We start from the raw sequence: 12660 nt of genomic DNA, 5'->3' as shown, positions 1-12660 counted from the left end.
AATGGATTAACTTGAAGGTTACGATCGAAAAAAAAGATCGATCGTGCCTGATTTTTTTTGCTAATTTTGACAAGATAATTGTCCACTATTTGTGTATTGATAAGTACCACTTTCTCCATTAACAGTACGACAAAAAGTACCTTCTGTATAAGTTGCATTTTTATCATAATTATACTCTCCATTTTCAGTTGTTCCTTGACGGTTAACTTGTCTCTCTCCTTGTTTTTCCTCCATATTGTAATTACTTGTAGTCGATCGATTGAAAGTTGAACCATTTTGACGAGTACCACTACCTTGTGAATTATGATTTAATTCCTGTTCGGAATATTTTGTACGACTAAAACCGCTACGATTAGCTCCAGTTTCACTATTATTATAAGTACCTTGACATCCCATCGCACCCTGGTTGGTATTCCCCACACCTAAACAACCACCTTGCCCATTTTTCCCCGTTACACCAATGCCTCCTGCAGTACCTTGAGAATTATGAATTAAACCGCCACCTATTTTCGATTGTCCATTGGCATTTAAAACAATCATTGATGTAAATAGTATACTAACAAAAACAGTTCTTAGATTTAGATTCATGATATTTATTATAAAATTATTAGTATATAGCGTTTCTTAAAAGTATGAGGTACAGTTTTTTTATCCAATTTACCATTGCCTATTCCCTATTCCCCGATACTGATAATTTTTGTAAGCTAAGACGCATTGATTTGGTATATAATTTAAGTCAGAAAAGATAAAACTTAGGTGTGATTTATGCCTTCTAAAAATTTTTTGTCAGAGGAAGAAAGAAAGTATCTACAAGATGCTTTAAAAATAGAAAAGAGATCGGAAGTCAGGGAAAGAATTTTAATATTTTTATTAGAGAATGATGGTAAAAATTATCAAGAAATAGCAGTTTTTTTGGGTTGTTCCCCCAAAACGGTGGCTTACTGGGCAGTTCATGGTAATCCTAATAATGTAGATTCATTGCAAGATAAAAGAAGAAAAGGAAACCAAACAAAAGCAACGGATAAATATATTGAAAGATTATTAGAAGTAGTTGATAAAAATCCTGAAGATTTTGGATATGATTTTGGTCGATGGACGGGGCAAAGATTATCAGAACATTTGGAAAAAGAAACAGGAATTAAATTAAGCAAATCACAAGTAGTGAGGATATTAAAAAGAAAAAAGTATAGTTATATTTGGGGAAAATATAGTTTAGAAGACAAACAAAATCAAGAACAAAGAAAAGCATTTAAAGAAAAATTAGAACATTACATAGAAATAGGTAAAGAGAATCCTGAGTTAGTTCAAGTATGGTTTTGGGATGGGGCGTTTAAAGTGGCGAACTAAATTCGCCACACAGCCCCTCATGAATGTGGTTTTAGTTTAAGGGTGATAAGAAGAAAAACATGGACGAAAAAAGGAAAAAGAAAAAAGGTGAAGGGAGAAAGAAGAAGAGGAAGAGTAAATATCATGGGAGGAATAAGATATTCGGATAAAAAAAGAAGATGTTTTGTAATAAAAAAAGGTGATTCAGAAACGTTTTGTGAACAATTAAAAAAGTTATGGGAAGAAATAAAAAATGAATGGGTAAGTAAGGGAAATGATGAAAAAGATTTTAAAGAATGTGGTCCGAAAATAATCATAATATTAGACAACGCAAGTTTCCATAAAAAAAAGGAAATAGTAGAAAAAATAGAAAAAAATCTACCGAATATAAGACTAGAATATTTACCGGTATATAGTCCAGATTATAACTTAATAGAATTAGTGTGGCATTCGGCAAAGGAATATATAGCTTATAGAAACTTTGAAAATAAAGAACAGCTAGAAAAAACAGTAAATTACTTATTAAATGAAGGAGGTTTAGTAATTAATTGGAGTAAAAAATTTAAGAATAAGGGTGAATTAATCAATGTAAGTTAAATGCGTCTTAGCTTACCTCATGATAACGAGAATTGCTATAGATAATGTAAGATCAGCTAATACCCGTAAAAATTGCATTTTTTTGAAATTCATAAAAAGGACAGAAACTTTTATCCATTGTTAACAGTAAACTTAGATAGATTTTAACTTAATTTATTATAATTTGATATTAGAAAATCAACCATAAAATTAAAAAGTTATCAAAAGATTTAACCTTTAATCTGTTAGATTTTTAATAAGTAATTTTGCATTTCTTATTTAGAATTTCTATATATTTTACTTAAGACTCAATACTTATTTTTTTAGTTATTTTCTCCAGTTTTTTTAGACTAATTAGGGCATTTTTAATTAAAGTTAATGCTTTAATCGGTTCTTTGATAAATACGATCGACATTTTTAGATTATCTAGTATACCTTCTTCATTAATAGCACTGTTTAAGTCAGGTAAATTATCATCATAATTATCACTAATAATTCTTACTACTGATACAGACTTAAAATGACTCATCACAGCGAAACTTTCCATATCCACCACATCACCCCATAAATTAAGATTTGCTTTTTCTATACTAGAATTAATTAACTTATCTGTAGTAATTCCCTTGACAATCGGAACATTTAAGATATTTTTTAAACAATTATTTAATTCTTGATCGCAATCTTTTATTGCAATTTTTTCTTGATTTTTTATATAACTACAACTTTCATAAATTAAGACGTCTCCTACTTTATATTTAGGTGATAAACTACCTCCTAAGCCAATTAATAAAACAATATTTTCTTGATTATTTAATAGTTTTAATTTTTTCTTTACAGGATTTATTCCTATCGGTAAACTCAGAATTTTATGATTAAGATTACTTGATCGTAGTACGCCACTTTGTGTTCTTAATCCTTTATTCACAGCTTTAAATTCTGAACCACCGCAGACTAAAATTAAGACATTATCAAATAAAGACATAAAAATTCTAATAAGTTTAAGATGATGAATTATTTAGATTCAATTGATATATTATAGTTAATATTGTCTCTCGCAAAGACGCAAAGACGCAAAGAATTTTATTTTATGGAATCTCAACATAGTTTTTTATCTACTGAAAAAGAGAATATTTTATCTGTTGATTGGCATAAATTAGCTAATAATTTTAGAGATAAATATAATCATAAATTAGCTGAGAAAAAATATATCTATCATTATAAAAAAGATGTAACAGGTATTCCTAAATTTCCTGATAACTTGATTTTAAGAGACTATCAACAACAGGCTATTGAAAATTGGTTAAAAAATCGAGGACGAGGTATTTTAAAAATGGCTACAGGTAGTGGAAAAACTATCACAGCTTTAGCTATTAACGAAGAATTATATCGACAAATTAATTTACAAGTTTTATTAGTTATTTGTCCTTTTCGACACCTAGTTTTACAGTGGACAGAAGAAGCAGAAAAATTTAATTTATTACCAATTTTAGCCTTTGAAAGTGCTTATAGTTGGCATGGAGAATTATCACGACAACTTTATAATATTCATCAAAATAAACAAAAATTTTTAACTATTATTACCACTTATTCTACTTTTATCAGCGATCGATTTCAAGGTCAATTACCTTTTTTTCCTGAAAAAACCTTAATAGTGGGAGATGAAGCTCATAATTTAGGATCACCTCGTTTATTATCATCTTTACCTGACAATATTGGTTTAAGATTAGCTTTATCTGCTACTCCTGAAAGACATTTTGATGAAGATGGCACCGACTTTTTAGTCAACTATTTCGGCAAAGTTTTACAACCAGAATTTACCCTAAAAAATGCCATAGAAAAACAGGCTTTAGTAAAATATAATTACCATCCTATTTTAGTCGAATTAACTGACAAAGAAGCTCTACATTATGCTAAATTAACAAAAAAAATTGGTTGGGCTTTATCCGAAAATAATAACCTTGAGGATAACCATAATCTTAAAGCATTATTACTCAGACGATCGAGATTAATTGCTACTGCCAGTAATAAATTAATCGCTTTAAAAGCATTGATGAAAAACAGGTTAGATATGAAAGCAACTCTATTTTATTGCGGAGATGGGCATATTAATCAAAATGAAAGACAACTAGAAGCTGTCACTAGAATTTTAGGAAAAGAATTAAACTACCGAGTCAACATCTACACGGCTGAAACACCTTTAGAAGAAAGAGAAAAAATCAAAAAACAGTTAATATCAGGAGAATTACAGGGATTAGTGGCAATTCGTTGTTTAGATGAAGGTATAGACATTCCCATGATTGAAAATGCCGTAATCTTGGCTAGTAGTACTAATCCTCGTCAATTTATCCAACGACGAGGCAGAATTTTACGCCCTTATAATGGCAAAAAAGAAGCTACTTTATTTGATATGATCGTCATACCACCGATGTTAGAGCGAGAAGTATGGGAAATTGAGCGTAATTTACTCAAAAAAGAGTTAAAAAGATTTATAGAGTTTGCGTCTTTAGCTAATAATGCAGAAAATGCGATCGAAATTTTTACCACTTTACAAGAAAATTTTGGTCTTTAATAGTTTACTTTCACCCAATAAATCTCTTAAATAATGTCTTGATTCCTTTTTTGCACCTTAGTTTTTAAAGGGAATCTCCCTTTTAGTAAAATTTCTAAAACTATAATTTTATTTTAGTATTAGTAAAAAAAATCACTATTTTCGGTGTAGCTTAAATTTCTGCCTATGGCTATAGTATTAGTCTTTATAATGATATATGGTAATGTTTGTTTCTTTGTCTTTATCAATCGTTAATTCATGTTCAACTCTGTCCTTCGTGCGATCGCAAAATCACCTTTAACTACAGAATTAATCCAGAAACTCAACATTAGTAAAAAGCTGAATTTACAAGGGATTGCTCGTTTACCGAAAGGTTTAGTTACCGTAGCTATTGCTCAAACTCAACAAAAAAATTTACTGATTGTTTGTGCTACTATTGAAGAAGCCGCTCGTTACATGGCAAATATTGAGTTAATGGGCTATAAACAGGTTTTTTTCTATCCTACCACTGAAGCCAGTCCCTATGAGGCTTTTAATGGCGAATCCGAAATGATTTGGGGACAGATGCAGACTCTTTCAACTCTTATTAAGCAAGATGTTACAAGTTTACCCTTAGCGATTGTTACCACAGAAAAAGCCTTACAACCTCATTTACCGCCTCCATCGGTGTTTGCAGACTATTGCTTAAATTTGCACAAAGCGATGACGTTAGAGACTAAGAATATAGAGCTAACTTTAGCAAAGATGGGTTACGATCGAGTTAACCTCGTGGAAATCGAAGGACAATGGAGTAAAAGAGGTGATTTAATCGATATTTTTCCAGTATCTGCCGAATTACCCGTGAGATTAGAGTTTTTTGGCGATGAATTAGAGAATTTACGAGAATTTGATCCCGTATCCCAACGAAGTTTAGACAAAATTGATGAATTAACCCTAACTCCCACCACATGGAAAGGTATAATTAGTCAGAATTTACCCATTGTAGAAATTATTAAACCATTTATTAGCACTTCTGAGCAAGAAAATTTAGAAAATGGCATTTATCCCGAAGGTATGACTCGTTTTTTAGGGTTAGCTTTTAATGGTGAAAATGGTCATGTCGCCTCGATTTTAGACTATTTCCCCGATAATTCGATCGTTGCTATTGACGAAGTAGAACAATGTCAAGCTCATAGTCGAATTTGGGTAGAACAAGCCCAAGAAAAATGGCAATTACAAAACTCCCTCGCCCATAGGGAGAAGGTAGAATCAAGCACCCCAACTCCCAATTCTGGAGGAGAAAATCAAGTTCTTAATATTGGGGATTTAGGGGCTATTCCGAAGATTCATCGAGATTTTTCTACTTCTTTAGAGTTGATTAAATATCCTCAAATTTATCTATCAGAAATTGCTTTAGAAATTATCGAAAATGAGATACCTACTATTAATTTATCGAGCCGTACTTTACCTGTTTCTCCCCATCAATTTGCTAAATTAGCAGAGATTTTAAGAGGAAAAAAAGAAGTTTATAATACTATTGATTTAAGTAAGTATAATAAATGGTTAATTTCTGCCCAACCTTCTCGCTCTGTTGCTTTATTACAAGAGCATGATTGCTTCGCTCAATTTATCCCAAATCCTATTGATTTTAGTATGATTGAAAAGCTCCATCGTCAAAATACTTCTGTTGCTTTAAAATACTCAGGACAAGCAGAGTTAGAAGGTTTTATTTTACCTACTTTTCGTATTGCAATTATTACCGATCGAGAGTTTTTTGGACAACATAATTTAGCCAGTCCCACTTATATCAGAAAACGTCGTCAAGCGGCATCAAAACAAGTTGATTTAGACAAGTTAAGACCCAAAGATTTTATTGTTCATAAATATCATGGATTAGGACAATTTTTAGAGTTAGAAATTTATGAGGGAAGAGAATATTTAGTTATTCAATATAGTGATGGTTTATTGAGAGTTCCCGCCGATAGTTTAGAGCTTGTTTCTCGCTATAGACATACAGGAGAAGCACAACCAAAGTTAAATAAAATGTCTGGAAGAGAATGGATAAATGTTAAAAATAAAGTTAAAAAATCCATTAAAAAATTAGCCTTTGACTTAGTGCAATTATATGCAAAAAGAGCTGAATTAAAAGGCTTTTCTTACCCTGAAGATACTCCTTGGCAAACAGAATTAGAAGACTCTTTTCCTTACCAACCAACACCAGATCAATTAAAAGCAATTCACGATGTTAAAAAGGATTTGGAAAATGATCGCCCTATGGATAGATTAGTTTGTGGTGACGTGGGTTTTGGTAAAACTGAGGTGGCAATTCGAGCAATTTTTAAGGCGGTAACAGCAGGAAATAAACAAGTAGTTTTTATCGCTCCTACCACAATTTTATCTCAACAACATTACCATACATTAGTCGAAAGATTTTCCCCTTATCCTATTAATATCGGCTTATTAAATCGTTTCCGTACAGAATCAGAAAAAAAAGAAATTGTCCAAAAATTAGCAACAGGAGAATTAGATATTGTTGTCGGCACTCAAGGAGTTTTAAGCAATAAAATTAAATATAAAGATTTAGGTTTATTAGTAGTAGATGAAGAGCAAAGATTTGGGGTTAATCAAAAAGAAAAAATTAAAGCTATGAAAGCATCGATCGATGTTTTAACCCTCAGTGCTACCCCCATTCCCCGTACTCTTTATATGTCCATTTCTGGGGTGCGAGAAATGAGTTTAATTACCACTCCTCCTCCTAGTCGTCGCCCCATCAAAACCCATATTTTACCCTTCAATCAGGCGGTGATTCGTACTGCTATTCGCAATGAATTAGATAGGGGAGGGCAAATTTTCTACGTTTTACCTCGTATCGAAGGCATGGAAGACGTAATAAAAATGCTTCAGGCAATGATTCCTAGCCTCAGAATTGCCATTGCTCATGGACAAATGCACCAAGGGGAGTTAGAAACTACCATGTTGGCATTTAATAATGGTGAGGCAGATTTGTTAGTATGTACGACGATCGTAGAGTCAGGACTGGATATTCCGAGAGTTAACACCATAATCATTGAAGATTCCCAAAAATTTGGATTAGCTCAACTTTATCAGCTTAGAGGAAGAGTTGGACGATCGGGCATACAGGCTCATGCTTGGCTATTATATCCCGATAATGAGACTTTATCAGACGTAGCTCGAAAAAGACTACGGGCGTTACAGGAGTTTTCGCAACTCGGATCAGGTTATCATTTAGCTATGCGTGACATGGAAATTCGGGGAGTTGGTAGCTTATTGGGTGCAGAGCAATCTGGGCAAATGGAGGCTATCGGTTTTGAAATGTACACCGAAATGTTAAAAGAAGCCATCAACGAAATTCAAGGACAGGAAATTCCGCAAGTAGAAGACACTCAAGTTGATTTACAACTCAACGCTTTAATTCCTACTCGTTATATTCCCGATTTAGAACAAAAAATGGATGCTTATCGTGCGATCGCAACTATATCTAGTGAGAAGGAAATTAGACAGATAGAATCAGATTGGCGAGACAGATATGGAGATATACCTGAACCTGCTCAACAATTATTACAAGTAGCTCAATTGAAATTAAAAGCAAAATCGATCGGCTTTTCACGGATAAAATTAGAGGGCAAACAAAATATTATTCTTGAAACACCAATGCAAGAACCCGCATGGCAATTATTGAATGCTAAGTTACCTAAACATATACAAAATCGTTTTGTTTATGGCAAAAATAAGGTGATTGTCAGAGGTTTAGGTGCAATGAAAGCCAGTCAACAGTTAGATAGTCTTAACAGTTGGTTTAATTATCTTGTAGCGGAGTAAGTATTTCAACGTTTTGAGTTCTAATTGATATAATCAACTATATATTTCATTGGAATTAGATACTATGCAAATAAAAGAAATGACGACAGAACAGTTACAACAGTTTATTCGTAACACAGTTGATGAAATTCTCGATGAATACTTATGTGATCCTGATGATGGTTTGGAAATTAAAGAATCTTTTAAACAAAGTTTATTAGACATCCGAAATAAACGACTAAAAGCTAAATTAACTATATCATCAGAGGAAGTTTATAAAAAGTACGGAATAGAAAATTAAATGAATTATTCTGTCAATTTTGAGCAAGAGGCGATTAATGATTTAGATAATTTAACTCAAGTAGTGCGAATCCGTATTTTAAATAAAATTTCGTGGTTAGCGAAAAATTTTGAACAAATTACGCCTATATCTCTAACAGGGCAATTATCAGGATTTTATAAATTAAGAGTAGGAGATTATCGAATTATTTATGAGTTTGAAAGAGAAAATCAATTAATTTTTATTAATAGAATTGGTCATCGTCGTGATATTTATAATGTAAATTAGTTGTTTAAATAAAAAAATGTACAAAAAATTACTGTTTTATTAGACATCAATTATAGGCATTTGTTTCTTTCCATAAATATCTGCTTCGAGCCTCTTTGTTTCACTATTTTTACTAGACTAGATTCTTAAAAAAGTAGGATTAACGATTAATGAGTTTGACAAATTGTAATTTTTTACAATAAGCGTAGTATTGAAATAAAAACCCTTTACCTTTAAAGTTAAATAGCAGTTTAATTCTCCTCAGTATAATTGATGAAAAGACCTATAGCGATCGATTTATTTTCTGGATGTGGTGGAATGTCTTTAGGTTTAGAAGCATCCGGATTTGATGTCGCCCTAGCGGTAGAATTTGATGCAATTCACGCCTTAATTCATCATCTTAATTTTTCCTACACTACCACTATTTGTGAAGATATAAATAACTTAAAAACTGATTATTTAAAGGATATTCTTAAACAAAAAGGAGTTGATAATGATATTGATTTAATCGCAGGTGGTCCACCCTGTCAAGGTTTTTCTTTAATGGGAAAAAGACAGCTAGATGATCCTCGTAATTCTTTAGTTTTTGAATATTTTAGAGTAATAAAAGACTTAAAACCAAAATATTTTATCTTTGAAAATGTACCCGGTATTGCAGTGGGAAAACATCAACAATTTTTAGCAGAATTAATTACAGAATTTGAGAATATCGGTTATCACATCGCTAAACCCGTTAAAATCCTTGATGCTAGTCTTTTTGGTGCTCCTCAAAAACGAAAACGCTTAATTCTCATGGGTAGTCGTCATGATGTGAAACCCGTTAGTTATCCCCTTGAAACTCAAGAGTTTAATAATGTAGAAAGTGCCATCAAGGATTTAGTTTTTTTTCCAGCGTTTATCGGGGAAAATAAAGGTATAGACTCAAAAAAACTGGATTATTCAGGATTTAGACGTAATTTTGCCTTAAATTCTCAAGGAATCTATCAATTATGTCATCATCGACAACGAGATAATTTTATCTATAATCATGTAGGTTCAAATCATACAGAAAAATCCATAGAGCGTTTTCAGTTAACCCCCCAAGGAAATGTAGAGAAAACCAGTCGCTTTTTGAAACTTTCTCCTACAGGATTATGTAATACGTTAAGAGCAGGAACTGCCAGAGACAAAGGGGCATATACTGCCGCCCGTCCAATTCACTACAGTCAACCCAGATGTATTACAGTAAGGGAGGCAGCTCGATTGCATACATTTCCTGATTGGTTTTTATTTCATGAGACAATTTGGCATGGTTTCCGAGAAATTGGTAATGCAGTTATTCCTATGTTAGCTAAAGCCATTGGAGACGAAATAATTAAGATTTTAGAAGTAGATATTAACCAATTAGAAATAAGAAAATTAGAAAAAATTGAATTAAAATTTATGGAATATAACATGGATAAAGCATCAAGCTATTGGAATATTCTTAATGTTATAATTCCTAAAAAAAGAAAGATTAGTATTGTTAAATAATTAATATAAAAATGAACTATAAAGAGTTGTTAATATCAACTTATAGAGGAATTAGAAAATGAGTTATAAATTTATTGATTTATTTGCAGGAATTGGAGGATTCAGATTAGGTTTTGAAAAAGTCGGTTTTCAATGTGTATTTAGTTCAAAAATTGATTCCCATGCTAGAGAAATATATTTTAATAACTTTGAAGAAATACCTGCTGGAGATATAAGAGAAATAGATATAAAAACTATTCCTAATTTTGACATTTTATTAGCTGGTTTTCTTTGTCAATTATTCAATATTGATTATACTTTAAAATATCCATTAAAAGCAAAACAAATGTCTTTATTAGATTTAGGTTTATTATGTACTTAATAAATATCTGACGTTACTGAATCAAGATATGAAAACTATATTTATCTTACTTTTTTAGTTGCTCAAATTCTTTATTTTTTGAGTAATTTAAAATTAGTAAAAAGTTACAAAATTAAGATTCATAGCTCAAATCAGTAGCACCTCCCTTCTAATTAATTAAAAGGTGAAAGTAGTGCGTAATGCACCAATAACTAAAGGATCATTACGGGTGTCATTAGAAGGATTTGTAACAACGACTACCCCCGGAGTAATTTTAATATTGTCAGTCACTGCATACTCATAAAATGCCTCAATGTGAAAAGAAGTATCCTCATTATCCAATCTGACATCATTATTTCTGATAGTGGAATTAGTTTGCCAAGGTTGCATCCCAATAATAATTCCCCCTAAATTACCTTCTTTGAATAAGTCGGGAAAGCCTAAGGTTGCCGCCCAATACCACATATCCGAACTGCCACGGGATATATTCACATCTCCATCAGAAAAAGAGTTAAGAGTTCTTACGTTAGAATATCCTCCCCATGCACCTAATACAAATTTTTCTGCTAATTGCCATGACATGGTTAAAGTATAAATATTATGAGAAGTGTTAATGGGACTATCGGCAATCACTTCAGCAAAACTACGGGTATTTTCACCAATGCCAAAAGTATTGTAACCTTGACCATAAGCAAAAGCTACCCCAAATTTATCGTTAGGATAATAACCTACTTGCCCTAAGATACCGTAAGCTCCATTAAATAAACCGTTACCTTTTTCTGGACTGTTAGCATCCGTGGCTAAATAGCCTAAACTCCAACCAAATTGACCAAATTTACCTTCTAAGGCTAAACCAGCTCCTTCTCCTTGATAATAAGCTAAGTTACGAGTACCAAAACTAGATAATGCACCACTACCACCATCACCGTCTAAAATACTGAGAGTGTTAGTAAAATCATCAAATGCTCCTCCAGCCCCTTCTAACCAGAGAGTAATATTATCATTGAGAGGGAAATTATAGTTTAATACTTCTACTGCTACGTCATTATCATCTGGTTGAGCAAATGCTAAACTAGCTTGTTGAGTGTTAGCTGGTACACTAAAATCTGGAAAATTACCTGTAGCTAAACGAGTGTAAAGTAAGTCTTTACCAGTGAAACTGGTACTTAATTCTATTCTTGTACGATTTCCTAATACGGGTACTTGTTCTATATTTTCTGTACCGCCGTTTTTTTGTCCGTTGAAGATACTTGCTAATCCAAAAATAACTTCTCCACTTAACTTGGTGGTAGTGGAAAATTGATGATCTTCCAAAAATGCCACTCTACCTTCTAGGTTATCAACTCTTGCGCCTAAAGTGGCTAATTCTGTTTCAAATTCTGCCATTAATCGTTTTAGTTTTTCGATGTCTTCTTTCATTACCGATTCACTGGCGGCAATTAAACGCTCCATTTGTTGCATACAAGCATTTAACCCTGCCGCAAATTCATAACGACTCAAAGCACGATTTCCTCTGAAAGTTTGATCGGGATACCCTACAATACAACCATACCTTTCCACTAAACTTCTTAAGGCTTCAAAAGCCCAATCTGTTGGAGATACATCCCTTAACTGAGAAACAGAGGTTACTTGAGATTTTTGGGTGTTTAATTGATATTCGTCTATTTGTTCTAAAATATCGATTGGGGTAGAAGCAAATACTCTTTTATTTGGTATGATTTCTCCCAAACAAGATATAAAAAAACTACTAATTAAAGTAGATGTTGTTAATAATTTACTATTCACTATAGTTTGACTCCTCACAAGGTTAAGTTATGAGAGTATATTATATTTGATAATGATTATCTTTTTCAATACTCCGAGGGAGGATAACCAAAAGAATAGTTAGGTGTTATATTCTTTACTTTTGTTATATCTTAATTACTAATCCCATGAATATAAAATTCAAAATAAGTCTAAATGTTTGCTTTAAAATCAATACCTTCCCCAATTTTGCTGAAGAAGGTACTATAA

The 12660-nt window shown here is 32.2% G+C and carries 9 protein-coding genes and 1 pseudogene; 7 read left to right on the top strand and 3 right to left on the bottom strand.

The window, feature by feature from the left end; genetic code table 11:
• Positions 1 to 60: 60 nt before the first annotated feature.
• The gene (locus GM3709_RS16230) at positions 61 to 540 is read right to left on the bottom strand and encodes a hypothetical protein (RefSeq protein WP_066121219.1); all 480 of its coding nucleotides are present in this window, start codon (positions 538 to 540) and stop codon (positions 61 to 63) included.
• 225 nt (positions 541 to 765) lie between these two features.
• Between GM3709_RS16230 and GM3709_RS19345 the strand changes: the two are divergent.
• Positions 766 to 1923 (top strand): annotated as a pseudogene (locus tag GM3709_RS19345) (IS630 family transposase).
• A gap of 280 nt (positions 1924 to 2203) precedes the next feature.
• Here the strand turns inward: GM3709_RS19345 and GM3709_RS16215 are convergent.
• The gene (locus GM3709_RS16215; protein WP_066121217.1) at positions 2204 to 2884 is read right to left on the bottom strand and encodes a hypothetical protein; all 681 of its coding nucleotides are present in this window, start codon (positions 2882 to 2884) and stop codon (positions 2204 to 2206) included.
• A 105-nt stretch (positions 2885 to 2989) separates the two neighbouring features.
• On the opposite strand from GM3709_RS16215, the gene GM3709_RS16210 reads away from it, so the two are divergent.
• From GM3709_RS16210 to GM3709_RS16185, 6 genes are all read left to right on the top strand, one after another.
• Entirely contained in the window at positions 2990 to 4471 is a 1482-nt protein-coding gene (locus GM3709_RS16210) for a DNA phosphorothioation system restriction enzyme (protein WP_066121215.1), read from the top strand.
• A 237-nt stretch (positions 4472 to 4708) separates the two neighbouring features.
• The gene (gene mfd / locus GM3709_RS16205) at positions 4709 to 8269 is read left to right on the top strand and encodes a transcription-repair coupling factor (RefSeq protein ID WP_066121213.1); all 3561 of its coding nucleotides are present in this window, start codon (positions 4709 to 4711) and stop codon (positions 8267 to 8269) included.
• 64 nt (positions 8270 to 8333) lie between these two features.
• Complete coding sequence (locus GM3709_RS16200) at positions 8334 to 8549, top strand: hypothetical protein (RefSeq protein ID WP_066121211.1); 216 nt, start codon at positions 8334 to 8336, stop codon at positions 8547 to 8549.
• Positions 8550 to 8816, top strand: a complete 267-nt coding sequence (locus GM3709_RS16195) for a type II toxin-antitoxin system RelE/ParE family toxin (RefSeq protein WP_066121209.1) — start codon at positions 8550 to 8552, stop codon at positions 8814 to 8816.
• Positions 8817 to 9068: 252 nt separating this feature from the next.
• Entirely contained in the window at positions 9069 to 10307 is a 1239-nt protein-coding gene (locus GM3709_RS16190; RefSeq protein ID WP_066121206.1) for a DNA cytosine methyltransferase, read from the top strand.
• Positions 10308 to 10365: 58 nt separating this feature from the next.
• Positions 10366 to 10668, top strand: coding sequence for a DNA cytosine methyltransferase (locus tag GM3709_RS16185; RefSeq protein ID WP_066121205.1), 303 nt, complete (start codon positions 10366 to 10368; stop codon positions 10666 to 10668).
• Between the two features lie 156 nt (positions 10669 to 10824).
• On the opposite strand, the gene GM3709_RS16180 is transcribed toward GM3709_RS16185, so the two are convergent.
• Complete coding sequence (locus GM3709_RS16180; RefSeq protein WP_315863049.1) at positions 10825 to 12330, bottom strand: iron uptake porin; 1506 nt, start codon at positions 12328 to 12330, stop codon at positions 10825 to 10827.
• Positions 12331 to 12660 lie beyond the last annotated feature (330 nt).

The organism is Geminocystis sp. NIES-3709 (assembly GCF_001548115.1).
In the GTDB taxonomy this organism is placed as follows: domain Bacteria; phylum Cyanobacteriota; class Cyanobacteriia; order Cyanobacteriales; family Cyanobacteriaceae; genus Geminocystis.
This window is presented reverse-complemented; position numbering and strand designations above follow the sequence as displayed.